General features: G+C 75.1%; 15 protein-coding genes and 1 pseudogene. 10 read left to right on the top strand and 6 right to left on the bottom strand.

Going from position 1 to position 20,675, the window contains the following annotated elements; genetic code table 11:
* Window positions 1-128 precede the first annotated feature (128 nt).
* The gene (locus VM636_RS11430; RefSeq protein ID WP_053914623.1) at window positions 129-1,070 is read right to left on the bottom strand and encodes a L,D-transpeptidase family protein; all 942 of its coding nucleotides are present in this window, start codon (window positions 1,068-1,070) and stop codon (window positions 129-131) included.
* Between the two features lie 374 nt (window positions 1,071-1,444).
* On the opposite strand from VM636_RS11430, the gene VM636_RS11425 reads away from it, so the two are divergent.
* On the top strand, window positions 1,445-3,025 hold the full coding sequence (locus VM636_RS11425; RefSeq protein ID WP_030422282.1) for a methylmalonyl-CoA mutase family protein: 1,581 nt from the start codon (window positions 1,445-1,447) through the stop codon (window positions 3,023-3,025).
* Window positions 3,026-3,072: 47 nt separating this feature from the next.
* Window positions 3,073-3,723: a leucine efflux protein LeuE gene (leuE, locus tag VM636_RS11420; protein WP_030422283.1), complete on the top strand. Its 651-nt coding sequence runs from the start codon at window positions 3,073-3,075 to the stop codon at window positions 3,721-3,723.
* Between the two features lie 83 nt (window positions 3,724-3,806).
* Here the strand turns inward: leuE and VM636_RS11415 are convergent.
* Window positions 3,807-4,778, bottom strand: a pseudogene (locus VM636_RS11415) (FAD-dependent monooxygenase); the annotation flags it as partial.
* A gap of 58 nt (window positions 4,779-4,836) precedes the next feature.
* Window positions 4,837-5,832, bottom strand: coding sequence for a class I SAM-dependent methyltransferase (locus VM636_RS11410; RefSeq protein WP_053914622.1), 996 nt, complete (start codon window positions 5,830-5,832; stop codon window positions 4,837-4,839).
* Window positions 5,833-6,101: 269 nt separating this feature from the next.
* On the opposite strand from VM636_RS11410, the gene VM636_RS11405 reads away from it, so the two are divergent.
* On the top strand, window positions 6,102-7,088 hold the full coding sequence (locus VM636_RS11405; RefSeq protein WP_030422286.1) for a glycosyltransferase family 2 protein: 987 nt from the start codon (window positions 6,102-6,104) through the stop codon (window positions 7,086-7,088).
* A complete protein-coding gene (locus VM636_RS11400) occupies window positions 7,085-8,431 on the top strand; it encodes a polysialyltransferase family glycosyltransferase (RefSeq protein ID WP_030422287.1) in 1,347 nt (448 codons plus the stop codon). Before VM636_RS11405 ends, VM636_RS11400 begins: the two co-directional genes overlap by 4 nt.
* Window positions 8,432-8,538: 107 nt before the next feature.
* Here VM636_RS11400 and VM636_RS11395 read toward each other — a convergent pair whose 3' ends face one another.
* The 3 genes from VM636_RS11395 to VM636_RS11385 form a co-directional block, all read right to left on the bottom strand.
* On the bottom strand, window positions 8,539-9,717 hold the full coding sequence (locus tag VM636_RS11395) for an acyltransferase (RefSeq protein WP_338484313.1): 1,179 nt from the start codon (window positions 9,715-9,717) through the stop codon (window positions 8,539-8,541).
* 181 nt (window positions 9,718-9,898) lie between these two features.
* On the bottom strand, window positions 9,899-11,485 hold the full coding sequence (locus VM636_RS11390; RefSeq protein WP_053914621.1) for a polysialyltransferase family glycosyltransferase: 1,587 nt from the start codon (window positions 11,483-11,485) through the stop codon (window positions 9,899-9,901).
* On the bottom strand, window positions 11,485-12,465 hold the full coding sequence (locus VM636_RS11385; protein ID WP_030422289.1) for a glycosyltransferase family 2 protein: 981 nt from the start codon (window positions 12,463-12,465) through the stop codon (window positions 11,485-11,487). Before VM636_RS11385 ends, VM636_RS11390 begins: the two co-directional genes overlap by 1 nt.
* Before the next feature lie 198 nt (window positions 12,466-12,663).
* On the opposite strand from VM636_RS11385, the gene VM636_RS11380 reads away from it, so the two are divergent.
* The 6 genes from VM636_RS11380 to VM636_RS11355 all read left to right on the top strand — a co-directional run bounded on the left by VM636_RS11380 (window position 12,664) and on the right by VM636_RS11355 (window position 20,309).
* On the top strand, window positions 12,664-13,986 hold the full coding sequence (locus VM636_RS11380) for a DUF6716 putative glycosyltransferase (RefSeq protein ID WP_053914620.1): 1,323 nt from the start codon (window positions 12,664-12,666) through the stop codon (window positions 13,984-13,986).
* Window positions 13,987-14,018: 32 nt separating this feature from the next.
* Window positions 14,019-15,440 carry an acylneuraminate cytidylyltransferase gene (locus tag VM636_RS11375; protein ID WP_078962824.1) on the top strand — a complete coding sequence of 474 codons (1,422 nt, stop codon included), beginning with the start codon at window positions 14,019-14,021 and terminating at the stop codon, window positions 15,438-15,440.
* A 23-nt stretch (window positions 15,441-15,463) separates the two neighbouring features.
* Window positions 15,464-16,402: an N-acetylneuraminate synthase family protein gene (locus tag VM636_RS11370; protein WP_030422419.1), complete on the top strand. Its 939-nt coding sequence runs from the start codon at window positions 15,464-15,466 to the stop codon at window positions 16,400-16,402.
* 36 nt (window positions 16,403-16,438) lie between these two features.
* On the top strand, window positions 16,439-17,491 hold the full coding sequence (locus VM636_RS11365) for a hypothetical protein (protein WP_053914619.1): 1,053 nt from the start codon (window positions 16,439-16,441) through the stop codon (window positions 17,489-17,491).
* 320 nt (window positions 17,492-17,811) lie between these two features.
* Window positions 17,812-19,050: a M20 family metallopeptidase gene (locus tag VM636_RS11360; RefSeq protein ID WP_030422421.1), complete on the top strand. Its 1,239-nt coding sequence runs from the start codon at window positions 17,812-17,814 to the stop codon at window positions 19,048-19,050.
* A gap of 206 nt (window positions 19,051-19,256) precedes the next feature.
* Window positions 19,257-20,309 (top strand): BMP family ABC transporter substrate-binding protein, encoded by a 1,053-nt coding sequence (locus VM636_RS11355; RefSeq protein ID WP_053914618.1) that lies wholly within the window; start codon window positions 19,257-19,259, stop codon window positions 20,307-20,309.
* Window positions 20,310-20,675 lie beyond the last annotated feature (366 nt).

Raw genomic sequence — 20,675 nt, 5'->3', positions numbered from 1 at the left:
CGTGCGCCTCGGCGCGGGCGGGACACGTTCCCCCGGTCCCGCCCGCGCCCCTTCGAGAGAGCCGTTCCCGCCGAGGTGACTCCGGCCGGCGCGGACCCCGTCGCCCGAAGCGCCCCGGCAGGGGCGGTTCACTGGTGGACGACGACCTTGTCACCCGTACGGACCTCGTCGTAGAGGCGGGCGATGGCCGCCTCGTCCCGGACGTTGACGCAGCCGTGCGAGGCGCCCGCGTAGCCGCGCGCCGCGAAGTCCCGGGAGTAGTGCACCGCCTGGCCGCCGCTGAAGAACATCGCGTACGGCATCGGCGTGTCGTACAGGGTCGACCAGTGGTCGCGGGACTTCCAGTAGACCTCGAAGACGCCCTCCCGGGTCGGTGTGCGGTCGGAGCCGAAGCGGACCGGCAGCGTCGTCAGCGTCTTGCCGTCGACCATCCAGCGCAGGGTGCGGCTCGTCTTGCTGATGCACAGCACCCGGCCGGTCCGGCAGCGCGGGTCCGGCGGGGCGGCGGGCTGACCGCCCATCGGGTACAGGTCCCACTGGCCCGGTGTGCGGGTCATGGCGCGCAGCCGCTGCCAGGTGTCCTCGTCGGTGCGGCCGGTCTCCGGCAGGCCGCGCCTGGCCTGGAAGCCGCGCACGCCGCTCTCCGTGAGGGGCCCGTAGGTGCCGGTCGGCAGCGAGTCGAGCCAGCCGATCTGGCGCAGCCGGGCCTGGAGTTCGCGCACCTGCGGTCCGGTGTCGCCGCGCGCCCACAGCACCCGCGGCTCGGGCCGGGCGGGCGGCACGGCGGGCGCCGCGGGGGTCACCGGCGCCCGCGGGGACGGCGGCACGGGCGCCGGCGTCACGGGGGCCGCCGGTGGCGTCCGGGACGGTGCCACGGGTGCCACCGGGGTATCCGGCACGCCCGGCCGGCTCCCCGCCCCGTCGTCCGGCGCGGCCCCCGGCGACGACGCCCCGCCCGCGCCCTCGACGCGCACCGGCCCGCCGAGACCCGCCCCGCCGGCGTCCGTGCCCTCCACCCGGCAGCCGGCCACCACCGTCGCCGCGGTCGCCGCCAGGGCCACCGCGGCCATCCGCCAGCGGCGGCCCGCCGTCGCCGCGGCCCCGTTCCCGGCTCCTTCCGTGCCCCTCCCCATACCCCTCGCCTCACCTCTCGCAGGCAGCGTTCTCGTACGCATCACGGCCCCCCGCCGTATAGGAGTGTCGTACGGACGTCCTCCGGGATGTTCCCCTCGGACGTCCTCCCGATTCGTTCCCGCGGATGACGCCCGGCGAACGGCACGGCATCGTTGTGACCGGGACCGCAGGGTGGTTGTGAGCAAGGTCCCAGCGTGCGGCCCTGCCAGGGGGCGCGCACGCGCCGATACAGTCCGTCCGTGGCTCGTTCTCTACCGACGAGTAACTGACAGAGTGGTCCGAGCGAACGCTCAGCGGGAGGCATCACACCATGGCGCGCGAGTCGGAGTCCGGCCTGCCCATCGAACCGGTCTACGGGCCCGACGCCCAGGCGGACTGGGACCCGGCCGAGAAGCTGGGCGAGCCGGGGAAGTACCCCTTCACCCGGGGCGTGTACCCGACGATGTACACGGGCCGTCCCTGGACGATGCGCCAGTACGCCGGTTTCGGCACCGCCACCGAGTCGAACGCCCGCTACCAGCAACTCATCGCCAACGGCACCATGGGCCTGTCGGTCGCCTTCGACCTGCCCACCCAGATGGGCCACGACTCCGACGCGCCGATCGCCTCGGGCGAGGTCGGCAAGGTCGGCGTGGCGATCGACTCGATCGACGACATGCGGGTGCTCTTCGGCGGCATCCCGCTGGACCGGGTCTCCACGTCGATGACGATCAACGCCCCGGCGGCCCTGCTGCTGCTCCTCTACCAACTGGTCGCCGAGGAACAGGGCGTGTCCGCCGACCGGCTCACCGGCACGATCCAGAACGACGTGCTGAAGGAGTACATCGCGCGCGGGACGTACATCTTCCCGCCCAAGCCGTCGCTGCGGCTGATCGCGGACATCTTCAAGTACTGCAAGGCCGAGATCCCGAAGTGGAACACCATCTCGATCTCCGGCTACCACATGGCCGAGGCGGGCGCCTCTCCCGCGCAGGAGATCGCCTTCACCCTCGCCGACGGCATCGAGTACGTGCGCACGGCGGTCGCGGCCGGCATGGACGTGGACGATTTCGCGCCCCGGCTGTCGTTCTTCTTCGTCGCCCGGACCACGATCCTGGAGGAGGTCGCCAAGTTCCGGGCGGCCCGCCGGATCTGGGCCCGGGTGATGAAGGAGGAGTTCGGCGCGAAGAACCCCAAGTCGCTCATGCTGCGCTTCCACACCCAGACCGCGGGCGTGCAGCTCACCGCGCAGCAGCCCGAGGTCAACCTGGTCCGGGTCGCCGTGCAGGGCCTCGCCGCGGTCCTCGGCGGCACCCAGTCGCTGCACACCAACTCCTTCGACGAGGCCATCGCGCTGCCGACCGACAAATCGGCGCGCCTGGCCCTGCGCACCCAGCAGGTCCTCGCCTACGAGACGGACGTCACCGCGACCGTCGACCCCTTCGCCGGCTCCTACGTCATAGAGAAGATGACCGACGACGTCGAGGCGGCGGCGCTGGAACTGATGCGGAAGGTCGAGGACCTCGGCGGCGCCGTCAACGCCATCGAACACGGCTTCCAGAAGAGCGAGATCGAGCGCAGCGCCTACCGCATCGCCCAGGAGACCGATTCCGGTGAGCGCGTCGTCGTCGGCGTCAACCGCTACCAACTCGACGAGGAGGAGCCCTACGAGCCGCTCCGCGTCGACCCGGCGATCGAGGCCCAGCAGGCCGAACGGCTGGCCCGGCTGCGCGCGGAGCGCGATACGGCGGCCGTGGAGAGCGCGCTGGCGGCGCTGAAGAAGGCCGCCGAGGGCGAGGACAACGTCCTCTACCCGATGAAGGACGCGCTCCGCGCGCGGGCGACCGTCGGCGAGGTGTGCAACGCGCTGCGCGACGTCTGGGGGACCTACGTGCCCTCCGACGCCTTCTGACCGACCTGCCGGGAGGGAGTGTCGCACCCGCGTGCGACACTCCCTCCATGTTCGGCGTCATCGACCTCCCCACCTACCTGGCAGGGCTCGCCCTCATCGTCCTGCTCCCGGGGCCCAACTCCCTGTACGTCCTCTCCGTCGCCGCCCGGCGCGGCGTGCGCTCCGGGTATACCGCCGCGGCCGGCGTCTGGTGCGGCGACACGGTCCTGATGACGCTGTCGGCCGCCGGGGTGGCCTCGCTGCTCCAGACCAACGAGGTGCTGTTCGGCATCGTGAAGTACCTCGGCGCCGGCTACCTCACCTGGCTCGCGGTCGGCATGCTGCGGGCCGCCTGGAGCATGTGGAAGACGCGGCGCGAGCGTGTCGGGGAGGCGGCCGACGCGCCGGTGGCCGCCGACGAACGGCCCTTCCGGCGGGCACTGGTGGTCAGCCTGGTCAACCCGAAGGCGATCCTCTTCTTCGTCGCCTTCTTCGTGCAGTTCGTCGACCCGGCCTACGCGCACCCCGCCCTGTCCTTCGTGGTCCTCGGGCTCTTCGCGCAGCTCGCCAGCTTCCTCTACCTGAGCGCCCTGATATTCAGCGGCACCAGGCTGGCCGCCGCCTTCCGCCGCCGCCGGGGCCTGTCGGCCGGGGCGACCTCGGCGGCCGGCGCGCTCTTCCTCGGCTTCGCGGTGAAGCTGTCCCTGGCCGGCGCGTGAGCGCCTGACCGCCCTCCCGGACCCCGCCGGCTCCCGGTCGTCCCGGCCCCTGCCCGTCCTCGGCCCCGCGCCCGGCGGCCCGCTCAGCGCACCCCGAACCGGGCCAGGTGGGCGCCGGGGCCGTCCGGGCCCGGTCCGGCCCAGCCGACGTAGCCGTCGGGCCGTACGAGGAACAGTCCCGTGCCGTACGCCCCGTGCGCCGGACCGCGCACCACACGCACCGCGGCCGGCACCGCCTCCGGGGCGGGCACGCCCAGCGCGAGCAGTGTCCAGTGCGGTCCGCGGAAGGCGTCGAAGAGCCGGGTGCCCGCCACCGTGCCGTCGGGCGCGCGGTCGCCCGCCCGCAGCGCGCCGTCCGGGGCCGGCCGGGTCTCGGCGGTGAGGGACGAGTCCCGGTAGCCGAGCCCGAGCTGCCGGGTGGCCCCGCCGCGCCGCACCTCGCCGCGGTGGACGCCGGTGGACAGGCCGAGCATCGCGGCGGCGACGGCGCGCCGTTCCTCCTCGTAGCTGTCCAGGAGCGTGTCCGGGGCGCCGTCGAGGAGCACGGCGCCCAGTTTCCAGCCCAGGTTGTAGGCGTCCTGGACGCTCGTGTTCAGCCCCTGTCCGCCCGCCGGGGAGTGCACGTGCGCCGCGTCCCCGGCGAGGAGGACCCGGCCCGCCCGGAACCGGTCGGCCAGCGCCGCGCGCGGCCGGAAACCGGAGGCCCAGCGCACCTCGGTGACGTCCCCGGCGGAGAGGTGGGTGCGCTCCGCGACCGCCCGGCGCACCCCGTCCGGGGAGAGGTCCGCCGACGTGCCCTCCGGGAGGCGGACGACGAGCTGGAAGTCCTCGGTGCCGGCCAGCGGGCAGAGCGCGAGCACGTCGTCCTCCCCGCCGTCGCCCGGGAAGATGTGCCAGTGCTCCCGGTCCAGGCCGCGTACACGCACGTCGGCCACGAGGGTCGGGCCCGGGTCGAGGGCTTCGCCGGCCATCGCGACGCCGAGCGAGCGGCGCACGGCCGAGCGTCCGCCGTCGGCGGCGACCGCGTACCGGGCGCGCAGGACCCGCCCGGAGGCGCCGTCTGGCCGGGACGGCCCGGGGGAGTGGGGCCCGGCCCCGCGGCGGGCCGGGACGCTACCGGGTCCGGCGGGCCCGGCGGCGGCGGATCGCGCGGGTGGCCACCGGGGGCAACAGGTCCACGGCGAGCCGCTTCAGCCGGGTCCGGCCGCTCCGCCGGGGCGCGTGCGCCGCGCCGGAGACGGCGGCCCCCGGCGCGCCGGACGGGGCACTCCCCGCCGGTGCCGTCGGCGCCGGGGGAGCCGCGGCCGGGGCCGCCGGAGCCGGCGCGGGCGCCGGAGCGGGGTCCCGGTGCCGTGACGTGGGCAGGGGCGGCATGCGCAGCCGCTTGCCCTTGGCCCGCACGCGGATCAGCCGGTGCCCCGCGGCCGGCTCCTCGCTCACCGCGCAGTCGTCGCGCGCCGCCAGCATGGCCAGCAGCGCCTCCCGCGCCGGCTCCGGGTCGCCCCAGGTGCCGTAGAGCTTCTGGCCGCTGAGGCAGACCGGGCGCAGCCCGCGGCTGAGCACCGCCTCCCAGGCGGCCAGCGCGACGCCCGGCGTGTGCTCGGAGCGGAAGTCGTCCAGGACCACGATGCCGTCGGGCAGCAGCAGCTCCCGGGCCGCGCCGATGTCCCCCCGGACGTGCTCGTACAGGTGCGAGGCGTCGATGTGGACGAAGCGGCAGCTCCCCGCCGCGACCTCGCCGGTGATCGCCGAACTGGGCGCCTGGACGACGACCGGCGGCGACGCGTGGAAGGAGAGGTAGTTCCGCTCGAAGGCCCGCCGGGTCAGCGAGGCGTACGACCGCCGCGCCTCGGCCCGGTTCGCCTCGTCCGGCGGCTCCTCGCCGAACAGGTCGCAGACCACCAGCCGCTCGCCCTCCCGCAGCCGGTGTCCGAGCAGGATCGCGCTCTTGCCCAGGTAGGTGCCCAGTTCCAGCAGGTCCCCGTGGACGCCCCGGCCCTCCTGCCACTCCAGGAACCAGGAGAACAGCACCTGGTCGAGGGGCCAGAACCAGCCGGGGACGTCGTCCAGCTCACGAGGGTGCACGGGTGACTCTTGCGCAGTGGCCATGGAGGGAGGATGCCGCCTGAACGGCTGAAAATCTGCTTACCCGCACGTATTGATATCCGGGGGCGACATGCGCGACACGAACGGCACGAACCGCCCCGCGGCCCGCCCGTGTCCGCCCGGTGCCCGCGAACCGCCCCACGGCCCGCCGCGCGGCCCGGCGGCGGGACGTCATCCCGTGTTCACCTCACGGCCCCGGCGTGTTCGGCCCCCGACGACGGGCGCCTCCTACGGTCGCCGGGATCGGCCTCTGAGAGAACCCAGGTGCACGTGTGACCCGACGCCCCCCGACCCTGTCCGTGATCGTCCCCTGCTACCACGTCGAGGCCCTGGTCCACGACACGGTGGCCGGCCTCGCGGCCAACGACCGGGACGACTTCGAGTTCCTCTTCGTCGACGACCACTCGACCGAGGACGAGACCCATGAGGCGCTCCTGGAACTGACCCGGCCCCTCGCCCGCGCCCGGGTGATCCGGCGCGAGCACAACGGCGGACTGGCCACCGCCCGCAACACCGGCATCGACGCCGCCGAGGGCCGCTACCTCACCTTCCTCGACGGCGACGACTGGCTGGCCCCCGGCCACCTGACCGCCCTCGTCGAGGCCGCCGAACGCCTCGACGTCGACTTCGTGCGCACCGACCACGTCCAGGTCACCGGCCGCGAACGCACCCTGCACCGCGCCCCCGAGGGCCGCCGGAACGTGGCCCTGGACCCCCGTGACTCGATCCTCCCGGTCGACGACACCACCATGGTCGACTACCCCTACGCCTGGGCGGGCGTCTACCACCGCCGCCTGCTCGACCGGGGGCTGCTGCGCTTCCACGACGGACTGCGTACCGCCGAGGACCGGCCCTGGATCTGGGAGCTGCACCGCCGGGCCGACTCCTACGCCGTCGCCGCGCTCCCCGGCGTCTTCTACCGGCGCGGCCTCGCCACCTCGCTCACCCAGATCGGCGACGTGCGCCAACTGGACTTCTTCCGCGCCTTCGACCTGGTCCTGGACGCCCTCGCCGACGACCCGGACGCGGCCCGGCTGCGCCCGAAGGCCCTGCGCACCTACTGCGTCGTCATCGCCCACCAGCTCCTCGACCGGCACCGCTTCGAACGCGGCGTCCACGCCCGGCTGCGGCAGACCGCCGCCGAGGTGCTGGGCCGGATGACCGAGGAGGAACTGGGCGGGGCCCTGGCCGGCATGGGGGAGGAGCGCCTGACGGCGCTGCGCCGCGTCCGCGGCGGACTCAAGGGAGTGGCGGCATGATCCAGATCTTCTTCTCGGCCACGCAGTACGCCGCGGCCACCGTCACCGCCGCCCTGCGCGCCGGCCTCTTCGGGCCCCGCGCGGCCCACCGCCGCATCCTCGTCGTCAGCAACACCGCCGCCGTGCCCGAGGTGGGCACGCCGCTGGACCGGATGCCCGGCTTCGAGGAACTGCGCCCCGAGTTCGACCAGGTGCACTCCTGGAACGCGTTCATCAGCCCCCACCACCCGGCCGGCTGGTCGCCGCGCGCCCAGGACGCGCACCTGTGGGAGAAGGCCGTGCGCCTCGCCTGGGACCTCGGCGACGAACCGGTCGAGATCGCCTGCGAGTCCATCCAGGCCAACCCGTCCCGGGCGGTCGCCGAGATCTTCGCCGAGAGCCCCGTCCACGTCTACGCCGACGGCCTGATGAGCTACGGCCCCACCCGCAACCGCCTCCCGCGCACCCTGAGCAGCCGCATCGCGCGCGTGCTCCATCTCGACCTGGTCCCCGGACTGCGGCCCCTGCTGCTCTCCGAGTACGGCGTCGCCTCCGAGCCGATCCCGCACGAGGCGATCGTCGGCGTCCTGGACCGGCTCGGCCGCGAGGGCGCCGGCGTCCTCGCCGAGCGGGTCCCCGCCGACGAGCCGCCCACGGCGGTCCTGCTCGGCCAGTACCTCTCGGCCATCGACCTCGTCACCCGGGACGAGGAGGAGGACCTGCACCTGCGGATGCTGCGCGCCGCGGTCCGGGCCGGGCACCGCTCGGTGCTCTTCAAGGCCCACCCCAGCGCCCCCGCCGCGCACAGCCGGTCCCTGGAGTCGGCCGCCGCCGGACTGGGCGTCCGGCTGACCGTGCTCGGCGAACCGGTCCTCGCGGAGACCGTGTTCGCCCGCCTGCGGCCCACCCTGGTCGTCGGCTGCTTCTCCACGGCCCTGATGACCGCCGCCGCCTTCTACGGCATCCCGGTGGCCCGGGTCGGCACCGCGACGCTCCTGGACCGCATCACCCCCTACGAGAACAGCAACCGCGTCCCCCTGACCGTCATCGACGCGGCCCTGCCCGACGCCGAGACGGGCACGGTGGGCGAGCCGCTGGAACTGGACGCCCTCGCCGGCCGGCTCGCGCCGCTGCTGCGGGCGGTGGGCTACTGCATGCAGTCCCGCAAACTGCGAGACCTGCGCGAGGAGACGGCCGCCTGGCTCACCGAGCACCTGGCGGAGCACCCGCAGTACTTCAAGAAGCGGCGGCTGACGAGCCTGCGGCTGCCCGGCGGCAGCCCCGTCCGGGCGGAGGCGCTGCGCCGCAGCCCGACGGTGCGGCGGGTGGTGCGCGGCATCCGCGCCGCCCAGTCCCCGTCCTGACCCGGCCCCGACGGCCACCGGCCCCGACGGCCACCGGGCCCGCGCCCCGCACCGGGCGCGGGCCCGGTGTGCCGTGCGGGGCGGTCCCGGCGGGCGGCGGGGCGTGATCAGCCGGCCGCGCGGCCCCGGGCCCGTACCCGGGCCGCCTGTCCGGTCATCGTCCGCTTCAACGCGGGCCCGAAGGGCCGCTCCACGTACCGGTGCAGCAGCCAGGCCACCGTCAGCAGACCGGCCACCGCCGACAGCAGCGTCGCGTACGGCCCGATCCCCAGTCCCCGGTGCAGCACCCGCACGACGAACCAGCCCAGGTGCTCGTGGACCAGGTAGAAGGGGTAGGTCAGGGCACCCGCCACGGTGAGCCACCGCCAGTTCGCCCACCGGGCCCAGCCCAGCGCCACCACCGCGACGGCCGCGAAGGAGGCGAGGACGATCGCCTGGATCACGTACGGGTTGCGCTGGAAGTCGCCGGACATCCCCGGGTGCCACAGGGCCGTCACCGAGTACCGCTGCCCCAGCAGGAACGACACGCCGACGATCCCCCAGAGCAGCAGATCGCTCCCGAAGCGGTGGATCAGGTACAGCGCCAGCCCGCCGATGAAGTACGGCGCGTGGTCCCGCATCACCAGTTCGTCGGTCAGCGGCGTGTCGGCGACCCGGGCGAGGACACCCGCCAGCGTCCACAGCACGCAGAAGAGCACCACCCGGCGGTAGGTGACGCCCTTCCAGATGACGAACAGCGCGAAGAGCGCGTAGAACCTCAGCTCGACCCAGAGCGTCCAGCACACGCCGAGCACCCGCGGGGAGCCCATGGGCTGCTGGAGCATCGTGAAGTTGAGCAGGAACTCGTCGGCGCGCAGCGGCGCGGACACCACCGGCAGCACCAGGGAGGCGCCGCCCACGATCAGCAGGGCCGCCCAGTACGCCGGGTACAGGCGGGCCACCCGGGAGCGGAAGAAGTCGCCCAGGCTCCGGCCCCAGCCGCTCATGCAGATGACGAAACCGCTGATGACGAAGAAGAACTGCACTCCCAGGCAGCCGTAGACGGCCACCTGGGACAGCGACGGGAACAGCCGCCCGGGGGACTGCCCCCACGAGGCGGCGATCGCCCCGTTCTTGCCGGCGAAGTGGTACAGGCAGACCATCAGCGCGGCGAGCAGCCGCAGTCCGTCCAGGGCGCGCAGCCGGTCCGCGCGGCCACGGCGCGGGGCGGGCCCGACGGCCGGGAGGGGAGGGGTGGGGGCCGGCGCGTCGCCCTCGCGGGCCACCGCCGGTTCGGCCGCTGTCATCCGAAGCCTTCCTCGCTCTTCTGGGGTGCCCGGTCTCCCGGGGTGTCCGGGTCTCGTGCGTGCTCGGGGTCGTGGGCGGTGGGTGGGGTCCGTGCGCGGTCTCGTGCGCGCTCGGTCTCGTGGGCGGTCCGGCTCGCGGGCCACCGCGTCTCGGCGGCGCGGCGTGCGAGCCGTACGCCCGTCAGTGCCGCGTCAGGCTCCGGGCGCGGCGGGCGAGCCGGCGTACGGCCGGACTGCGCGGCAGGAACTCCAGCCGTGCCGGGACCGCGCCGGGCAGGCCGAGGGCGGCCAGGCGGCGGCGGGAGAAGTGGCGCCGGGCCCGCCCGTCCAGGTGCCGGGACAGGTACGCCTCGGCGGCCGGACGCAGGTCCGGGCGGACCGCCGGGCACATGGTGAACGCCACCGCGTCCAGCAGCGCGGCCACCTCGCCGGGGGACGGGGCCGCGGCGGGCGGGGCACCGAGTTCCGGCACCAGCGCGTCGACCAGGGCCAGCGCGGGCCGGTCCGGATGCGCGGGGGTCGTGCGCCGGACCGCCAGGGGACCGGCCCCCGTCCGGGCGGCCGGTACGCCGTGGCGCTCCGGCGCGGTGAGCAGCACCGCGGAGAGGCAGCCGACGACCAGCGCGGGCCGCGCGAGCACGAGGGCGGCCTCGGCGGGCAGCCCCGGCGGCGCCACCGCGCAGCGGGCGCCGTGCCGCGCCGCCTCCTCCTCCAGGGGACGCGACCAGCGCGCCGGGGCGCCGGGCGGGGGCCGCAGCACGAGGTGCCGGTGGCCCAGCGCGACCACCTCGCGCACCGTCCGCCGGAGCAGTTCCGTCTCCTCGGCGGGGGAGACGAGGCCGCGCGCCGCCAGGGCCTCGCCGAGCACGAGCACGCGGGCGTCCCGGTCAGGCCCCCCGCCGGGGGCCTGCGTGTCGGCGGTCGGGCCGGTGTGCCGGGGGCCGGGCGTGTCGCAAGCGGCGCCGGTGTGCCGGCCGCCCGGCGTGCCGGCCCTCCGGCGGGTGTCGCAGGGGCCGGGCGTGTCGGCCCCCTCGGGCGGACCCCCCTCCGGGCGCCCGTCCGCGGCCACGCCCGTGTCCGCCGCCGGGAGCACCTTCGGGCCCGCGCCCGCGTCCCCGTCCCGGTGCGCCCGGTGCGTCCGGTGAGCCTCGTGGACCTCGGGCGACCGGGCCTGGTCCCCGGCCAGTTCGCCCGCCACCCTCGTCAGCGCCCCGGGCGGCACCGGCACCGCCGGGACCCCGTACTCGGCGAGCAGCAGCGGGGCGAGCCCCGGCACCGCGCCGGTGTGCAGCAGCCGGTCGACGCGCGTGCCGACCAGGGGGTCGACCTTCTCCCCGGTGGGTCCGTACACCGCGAGGCCGTCCACGAGGACGTCGACGGGGGCGCCGGTGAACACCTGGCACAGGGCGAGCGACGGGTTCTCCCGGACCGACTCGACCACGAGCCGCACCGTGCCGTCGCCGAGCCGCCACAGCCGCCGCAGGTACCGCTCCCACAGCGGCACGTCGTCGGCGCGGGGCGCCCAGGCGGCCGGGTGGAAGGGCGCGACGGCCGCGTTCCAGGACAGCACCTCGTCGAAGCGCTCCCGCAGCCGCGCGAACCCCGGCAGCGCGTCGGGCGCGGGCGTGGTCTCCGGCACCTCGGCGCCGTGCGCGACCAGCAGCAGACGTCGCCCGTCCGGAGCGAACAGGCCGGCGTCCAGCGCGGCGGCGAGCGCCGCCGCGCCCGCGAGGGAGGAGACGCAGAAGATCCGGATCGTCGCGGGCATCAGACGGCCGCCGTCCGGGCCGGGAGGGACCGGCGTCGCAGCCGCCGCAGCCGGTTCGCCCGCCGGGCGTCCATCGACTCCAGCACCCCGGACAGCACCGGCTGCGGCAGGCGCCGCAGCGCGGCGGCGACGCCCGAGCGCAGCGCGCGGGCGACGTCCGGCTCGAACCGGTCGGCCGCGCCCAGGTGATGGGCCATCACCGCGCAGTAGGTGCGGACCGCCTTGGGCAGCAGCCGGTCCGCGTCCCGGTCCCGGGCCGTCTCCTCGACGACCTGGTCGAAGGCGCGCAGGAAGTCCAGTTGGCGCACGTCCCCGATCTGCGTCAGGGAGGAGGCCACGCCACGGCGGTAGTACACGCCCAGCAGACCCACCACGGCGAACGACTCCGCCTCCCGGTGCAGCCGCCAGATCCACGGCCGGTCCTCCGCCGTGCGCAGGCCGTCGGTGAAACGCAGCAGGCCCCGGTCGAGCAGCCGCCGGTGGTAGACGCCGGCCCACGCGTACGGGTAGTCCACGCACGTCGTGCGGTCCGCCGGGAGGATCGCCCCGCGCGGGTCCAGGACCACGTCCCGGCGGCCCAGCGGCACCCGGTGGACGCCGCGCGCCCGGCCGGTGCACTGCACGTGGTCCGTGCGCACGAAGTCGCAGCCCAGCCGCTCGGCCGCCGCGAGCAGCCGCGCCAGATGACCGGGTGCGATCCAGTCGTCGCCGTCCAGGAACGTCAGGTACGTGCCGCGCGCCCGGTCGATGCCGGTGTTGCGCGCGGTCGCCAGCCCGCCGTTGCGCGCGTGCCGGATCAGCACGGCGCCCGGCAGTGTTTCCGCCGCGCGCCGCAGGATGTCCGCCGTACCGTCCTCGGAACAGTCGTCCACGAGGAGGAATTCGACCTCCTCACCGGCGTTCGCCCGCAGGCTTCCCAAAGTGTCCGTCGCGTAGTGCCGCACGTTGTAGAACGGCACGATGACCGAGAGCTTGACCACGCGCCCCACGCTAGGAGCCGGCCCGGCACGCCTTCCGACCTCCGCCTGGACCCGCGGTGAACGGCGCGTGGTGAGTCCGTGAACGGGCGTTTCTCCCGGCGCGATCCGGGGCCGGTTCGCCACCCGGCGGGGCGCTGTTCACCCTTTGTTGCATTCCGGTTGGGCGATTACTAGGAATGGCTTCCTAGCGTCTTCCCCGTGCCAGAAAGTGCAACGAAGACCCGGCGAGTGGCCGTTATCGCGGATTCCGACACCCGGTGGAAATGGGGGGCCCTCACGGCGTCCCGGCTCTCCCCCGAGGACGTCGGCTTCCACCTGGACGGCTACCTCCTGCGGGGCCGCGCCACCCCCACCGCCCGCCAACTGCGCGAAGTCGGCGTCGAGGCGGACTCGCTGCGCGAGGTGACCGCCGCCGAGTTCCTGCGCGCGATGACCGGGGAACCCTGCGACGTCCTCGTCCTCGCCCTGGTCGGCGGCGGTGTCCAGGCGATGCTGCACGGACTGGCCCACGCCTGGGCCGGCCGCGCCGACCGGCCCGTCGTCGTCACCGGCTACGTCGGCGTCGTCTACGAGAAGCTCGCCGACGGCCTCCTGCTGCGCCACGGCGCCGACCTCGTCCTCGCCAACTCCCGCCAGGACGCCGAACGTTTCCGCGCCGTCTACGAGGGGGTCGGCGCCGACGCCTCCTCGGTCACCGAGGTCGCGCTGCCCTTCCTCGGCGGCGAGCCCCACCCCGGCCTCCCGGACGGCACCGGCCCGCGCACGGTCGTCTTCGCCGCCCAGCCCTCCGTCCCGGAGACCCGCGCCGACCGCGCCTACCTGCTGGACCGGCTCGTCCGCCACGCCCGCCTCCACCCCGGCCGCGAGGTGCTGCTGAAGCTCCGCTCCCGGCCCGGCGAGCACACCACGCACATCGAGGAGGTGCCGTACCAGAAGCTGGTGCGCCGGGCCGGCCCGCCCGCCAACCTCCGCCTCGTCTACGGGCACATGGGCGAGGTCCTGGACCGCACCGACCTGCTGGTCACCGTCAGCTCCACGGCCGCCCTGGAGTCCCTGCACCGGCGCATCCCCACCGCGCTCCTCACCGACCTCGGCGTGCGCGAGGCACTCGGCAACCACCACTTCGTCGGCTCCGGCTGCCTCGCCTCCTGGGACCAGCTCGACGACGGCCACCTCCCCGTGCCGGACCCCGGGTGGAGCGCCCGGCAGGGCATCGCCGCCGACGGGGGCTACGCGCGCAGCCACGACACCGCCCGCGCCCGCATCACCGAACTGCTGGCCCGGCCCGGCGGACGGCCCCCGCTCAGCCCGTACTACACGCCCGTCACCGCACCCGGCTACCTGCCCGGTGTCCTCGCCCGCCACCACCTCGCCCCCGACGGCAGCCCGCTGCCCGGCGCCCCCGCCGCGGGACCCGGCCCGGGACCGGTCCGGCGGGCCGTGCGCAGCGCCGCCCGGGGCGCCTACCGGCACGGCGTCCAGCGGGTCGCCCCCGTCATCCGGCGGATGGGCGAGCTGTGACCGCCCCGACCCCCACGCCAGGAGCAGATCCCATGACCCACCCGCACGCGGTGCGCCGCGTCCTCGCCGTGATCCCCGCCCGGGGCGGCTCCAAGGGCGTGCCCGCGAAGAACCTCGCCCCGGTCGGCGGCGTGCCCCTCGTGGTCCGCGCGGTGCGCGCGTGCCGGGACGCGGGCCTGGTCACGGACGTCGTGGTCTCCACCGACGACGACGCGATCGCCGCCGTGGCCCGCGAGGCGGGCGCCGAGGTGGTCCGCCGGCCCGCCGCGCTCTCCGGGGACACGGCGACCTCCGAGGCCGCCGTGCTGCACGCCCTGGACGCCCACGAGGCCCGGCACGGCACCCCCGTCGACGTGGTGCTGCTCGTGCAGTGCACCAGCCCCTTCCTCTCCCGCGCCGACCTCGACGGCGTGGCCGGCGCGGTCGTCCGGGACGGCGCGGACACGGCGGTGACCGTGGCCCCCTTCCACGGCTTCGTCTGGCGGGACGGGGACGCGCCCCTGCACGTGGCCGGCGAGCCGCGCGGCGGCCACGGCGTCAACCACGACAAGGCCCGCCGGCCCCGCCGCCAGGACCGCCCCCAGGACCTGCTGGAGACCGGCGCCGCCTACGCCATGGCCGTCCCCGGCTTCCGCGCCCACGGCCACCGCTTCTTCGGCCGCACCGACCTGGTCCGCACCGACCCGGCCCGCGTCCTGGAGGTCGACGACCCGCACGAGCTGGCCCGCGCCCGCGCCCTGGCCCCGCTGCTGGACGCGGCGGTCACCGGCACGCTGCCGACCGCCGCCGACGTGGACGCCGTCGTCCTCGACTTCGACGGCACCCAGACCGACGACCGGGTGCTGATCGACGCCGACGGCCGGGAGACGGTCCGCGTCCACCGCGGCGACGGGCTCGGCATCGCGGCCCTGCGCCGGGCGGGGTTCGCGCTGCTCATCCTCTCCAGCGAGGTGAACCCGGTCGTCGCAGCCCGCGCCCGCAAGCTCCGCATCCCCGTGCTGCACGGCATCGAGCGCAAGGACCTCGCCCTCAAGCGGTGGTGCGAGGAGCGGGGCATCGCCCCCGAGCGCGTGCTCTACGCCGGAAACGACGTCAACGACCTGCCCTGCTTCTCCCTGGCCGGCTGGCCGGTCGCCGTGGCCGGCGCCCACGAGGCGGTGCGCGGCGCCGCCCGTGCCGTCACCACCGTCCCCGGCGGCTCCGGCGCCATCCGCGAGATCGCCGGCTGGCTCCTCGGCCCCACCCTCGACACGCCCGTCCGCGCCACGACGCCGCGGACGGCCGACACGCCCGCCGCCTGCGACACGCCCGGCCCGGCAACGGTGCCGCACTCGTCCGGCACGCCCGGCCCCACCGGCCCCCCGCACCCGCCCGCCCCCGACCCGCACCCCACGCACACCCCCGACCTCGCCGGCCGCGCCGGCGCCGGTTCCGCCACCCCGCTCACCCCGTGAGCCCCGCACCACGAAGGACAGCCATGAGCACCGACCCCCGCATCCGCACCCTCGGCTCCCGCGAGGCCGGCCCCGGCCGCCCCGTGTACGTCACCGGCGAGATCGGCATCAACCACAACGGCGACATCGAGAACGCCTTCAAGCTGATCGACGCCGCCGCCGAGGCGGGCTGCGACGCCGTCAAGTTCCAGAAGCGCACCCCGGAGATCTGCACCCCGCGCGACCAGTGGGACATCGAGCGCGACACGCCCTGGGGCCGCATGACGTACATCGACTACCGCCACCGGGTCGAGTTCGGCGAGGACGAGTACCGCCGCATCGACGCCTACTGCCGGGAGAAGGGGATCGACTGGTTCGCCTCCCCGTGGGACACCGAGGCCGTCGCCTTCCTGGAGAAGTTCGACGTCCCCGCCCACAAGGTCGCCTCCGCCTCCCTCACCGACGACGAACTGCTGCGGACGCTGCGCGCGACCGGCCGCACCGTCATCCTGTCCACCGGCATGTCGACCCCCCGGCAGATCCGCCACGCCGTCGAGGTCCTCGGCTCGGACAACATCCTGCTCTGCCACGCCACCTCGACCTACCCGGCCAAGGCCGAGGAGCTGAACCTGCGCGTCATCGACACCCTGCGCCAGGAGTACCCGAACGTCCCCATCGGCTACTCCGGCCACGAGACCGGCCTGCAGACCACCCTCGCGGCCGTCGCCCTCGGCGCCGCCTTCGTCGAGCGCCACATCACCCTCGACCGCGCCATGTGGGGTTCGGACCAGGCCGCCTCCGTCGAACCGCAGGGCCTGACCCGCCTGGTCCGCGACATCCGCACCATCGAGGCGTCCCTCGGCGACGGCGTCAAGAAGGTCTACGACTCCGAACTCGCCCCCATGAAGAAGCTGCGCCGCGTCCCCGGCGTCGTCACCGAGGCGGAGATCGCCGCGGCGGCGGGCGAGCCGGTCACCGTCTGACACCCCACCCCACCCACCAGGGACGGTCCTACGCCGATGAGCCCCCGCGCCGGGAACCCCGGCCCCCCGACCCTCGCCTTCGTCGAGAGTCCGGTACAGCTACTCAACGTGCTGGAGTGGGCCCACACCCGCGCGCCCGGCGCGGGGCTCACCCTCGTCGTCCTGTCCCCCGTGGACCCGATGACCCGCGGCCAGTTGCGCCGCATGGCCGAACTGGCCCGGCAGGAGGGCCACGAGGTCCGCTGGGAGGAGGCCCGCGGCGGCGCCACCGCCCCCTTCCGCACCGTCGGCGGCCTCACCGGCGCCCTGCGCCGCGCCGACCGGGTCGTCCTCGGCGACCCCTTCTCCCGCTACGTACAGCTCCTGCTCACCCTCAGCCGCGCCCGCGACCTGGTCGTCGTCGACGACGGCACCGCCACCATGGAGTTCGTCACCCAGCTCGCCCGCGGCGAACGCCTGGTGCGCTGGCACCGCCGGGGCAGCCGGCCCGGCCCCCGCGACCTGCTCTTCGCCCCCGTCTCCGGCATCGCCCGGCGCCGGCTCACCCCGGGCGCGCGGCGCCGGGCCGAGGTCTTCTCCGCGATGCCCTTCGAGGACACCCCCGAGGGCGTCGAGGTCGTCGCCAACGACTTCGCCTGGACCCGGGCCCGCTTCGGCCCGCCCCGCGTCGGCAAGGGCGCCGACCTGGTGGGCACCTCCCTGGTGGAGACCGGCGTCGTCGACGGCGACCGCTACGTGGACGCCGTCCGGAGCCTGGCCCGCGCCCACGGGGCGGGCCGCTACTTCGCCCACCGCCGCGAGAGCGCCGAGAAGCTGCACCGGCTCGCGGTGGAGACCGGCCTGGAGATCGTCCGCCCCGAGCTCCCCCTCGAACTGATCGCCCGGCGCGGCCCGATCGGCCGTACCGTCCTCAGTTTTCCCTCCACGGTCCTGCACACCCTGCCGCTCGCCCTGGCCGGCACCGAGGTCCGGGTCGGCGTCTGCGACATCGACCCCGCCTGGCTCACCCGGAACGCCTCCCCGCGCGCCCGGGGCTTCCTGTCCGGCGTCACCGGCTCGGCCCGCGGCGCCCACCGCCTGCCCGCCTGACCCCGCCCGCCCCGGCTCGGGACACCGGCCCCGCGGCCGGGGCGGGGCCGGCCCCGCCCCGGCGGCCCCGGCGTCCTCGGCGCGCGTGGGCCCGGTGAGGCGTGGTATCCGTGAGAGGAAGACGGGTGCCGGGACGCCGCCGAGGCGTTCCCGGTGGATCCTCCTGACCCGCACGGCCGAAAAGGGCGGCGAGTTTACCCAGCAGAGACGACAGGTATGCGTAGGGCGGCCAGATTTCTTCCCCTGACGGGCTGAATTTTTGTTGATCGTGGGTCGAACCGGGGCTTGGGCGTCCTACCCTTCAGAGGGTGAAGCAGCTCATGTCCCCAGAGTCCGAGGCCGAACGCGAGGCCGCACCCCCCGACGCCGTGCTCCCCGGCACGCTCCCCGAGGCGCTGCGCGCCGAACTCGTGGCCTTCCGCCGTGACCTGCACCGCCACCCCGAGCTGGGCAACCAGGAGTTCCGCACCACCGCGGCGATCAAGGAGCGGCTGCGGCAGGCCGGGCTGCGACCGCGCGTCCTGAGCGTGGGCACCGGACTCGTCTGCGACATCGGCGTCGGCGACCCCGGGTTCGACGGCGCCGGCATCCTCGCCCTGCGGGCGGACATCGACGCCCTGCCCATCCCGGACACCAAGCACGACTGCCCGTACCGCTCGACCGTGCCCGACCGCGCGCACGCCTGCGGCCACGACGTGCACACCACCGTCGTGCTGGGCGCCGGGATCATCCTCGCCGACCTGCACCGGCGCGGCGTGCTGCCCCGGCCGGTCCGGCTGATCTTCCAGCCGGCCGAGGAGGTGCTGCCCGGCGGGGCCGCCGACACCCTCGCCGACGACGTCCTCGACGGCGTGCACCGCATCCTCGCCGTGCACTGCGACCCCCGGGTCGACGCCGGCCTCATCGGACTGCGCCAGGGCCCCATCACCTCCGCCTGCGACCGGCTGGAGATCACCCTCGACGGCCCCGGCGGCCACACCGCCCGCCCCCACCTGACCACCGACCTGGTCACCGCCGCCGCCCGCGTCGCCACCGACGCGCCCGCGCTGGTCTCCCGGCGGGTCGACAGCCGCGGCGGACTCGCCCTGACCTGGGGCCGCATCGAGTCCGGACACGCCCCGAACGTCATCCCGCAACACGCCGAACTGGCCGGGACCGTGCGGTGCCTCGACCTCGACACCTGGCGGCAGGCGCCCGATGTCGTGGTCGCGGCCATCGACGAGATCGCCAACCTCTACCGGGCCAAGTCCCAGATCACCTACGTACGAGGCGTGCCGCCGGTCGTCAACGAGCCGGTCAGCACCGAACTGCTGCGCACCGCCATGGCCGCCCGGCGCGGACCCGACTCCGTGGAGAACACCGAGCAGTCCCTCGGCGGCGAGGACTTCTCCTGGTACCTGGAGCACGTGCCCGGCGCCATGGCCCGGCTCGGCGTCCGCCCGCCCGGCGAGCGGACCGTACGGGACCTCCACCAGGGCGACTTCGACGCCGACGAGCACGCCATCGACGTCGGCGTGGAGATGTTCACGGCGGCGGCCTTCCTCGACCCGAGCTGCTGACCCGCGCCCCGCCCGGCCCGGGGTCCGCGGACCCCGGGCCCCGTCCGCCACGTCCGCCCCGTCCCGCCGCCGGCCGACGGCGGGACGGGGCAGCGGCACGAATGGATAACGGCGCCCCTCGATCCCGTTCCCAGGAGTTTCTACGCGCGTTAATGTGCGCCGAACCGAGCGCCCGCTGCGGGGCTTTGGAGAATGGGGAGCTTCAGATGCGTCGGATATCCAGACTGGCCCGGGTCGCGGTGGGGGTCGCCTCGCTCGCACTCGCCGCCACCGCCTGCGGCGGCACCAGCACCGGCAGCGACAGCGGGGGTGACGGCGGCAAGGAGGCCAAGGGCCTCGCCATCGCGTACGACATCGGCGGCAAGGGCGACCAGTCCTTCAACGACGCCGCCTACGCCGGCCTGCAGAGGGCCGAGAAGAAGTACGGCTACAAGGGCGCCGACATCGAGCCCACCGAGGGCGAGACGGACGCCGACAAGGAGCAGCGGCTCGCCTCGCTGGCCAAGCAGGGCTACAACCCGGTCATCGGCGTCGGCTTCGCCTACGGGCCCGCGATGGAGGCCGTCGCCGCGAAGTACCCGGACACCACCTTCGGCATCGTCGACTCCGTCGTCGAGGGCAAGAACGTCGCCTCCCTCGTCTTCGCCGAGCACGAGGCGTCCTACCTCGCCGGTGTCGCCGCGGCCAAGGCCACCAAGACGAAGACGGTCGGTTTCGTCGGCGGCGTGGACGTGCCGCTGATCCACAAGTTCCAGGCCGGTTTCGAGCAGGGCGTGAAGGACACCGACCCGAAGATCAAGGTGATCTCGCAGTACCTGACCCAGACCGCGGAGGAGGGCGGCTTCTCCAGCCCCGACAAGGGCCGCGCCGCCGCCGAGGGCCAGATCGAGAAGAAGGCCGACGTCGTCTACCAGGCCGCCGGGCTCTCCGGCCAGGGCGTGATCGAGGCCGCCGCGAAGGCCGGGGTCTGGGCGATCGGCGTCGACTCCGACCAGTACCAGCAGGAAGCCCTCGCCGCGTACAAGGACCACATCCTCACCTCCGCCACCAAGGACATCGACGGCGCCGTCTACGCGCTCGCCGAGTCGGTGCAGGACGGCAAGCCGCTGACCGGGGTGCGGACCTTCGACCTGAAGTCCGACGGCGTGGGCCTGTCCGACGCCAACCCGAAGTACGCCGGCATCGCGGGCGTCCAGGAGGCCGTGGCCAAGGCCAAGGAGGGCATCGTCGCCGGCTCCATCACGGTCCGCAGCGAGTAATCCTCGACACACCGGCGACGGGCAGCGCGCCGCGGCGGACGGCCACCGGGAGGCCGTCCGCCGCGCCGTGTCCGGCGGCCCGGGGCCGGGTCCGTACCGTGGTGTCCCCGGCAGGCGACTCCCCGTCACGAAAGCGGCCCGGAAACCCCTGCCGGGTCACCCTCCGCCACCCCGCGTTCGCACCCGGCGAGCCCCCGGCCGGGCCCCGGCGGGCCGATGCCGCGGCCCCGGACCGCTCGCCTGTGCGGCCTCTTGCTCACGGGCGGATAACAAGGTGGACAGAAGGGGTTTTCAGGCAGGTCTACGCGCGTTAATCTGCGGCGAAGCCAGCGCCGAAGCCGAACCGTCCGGCGCTTGTACGACAGG

The organism is Streptomyces sp. SCSIO 75703 (genome assembly GCF_036607905.1).
In the GTDB taxonomy this organism is placed as follows: Bacteria; Actinomycetota; Actinomycetes; order Streptomycetales; family Streptomycetaceae; genus Streptomyces.
The sequence above is the reverse complement of the archived record's forward strand: the minus strand, read 5'-3'. Positions and strand labels throughout refer to the sequence as shown.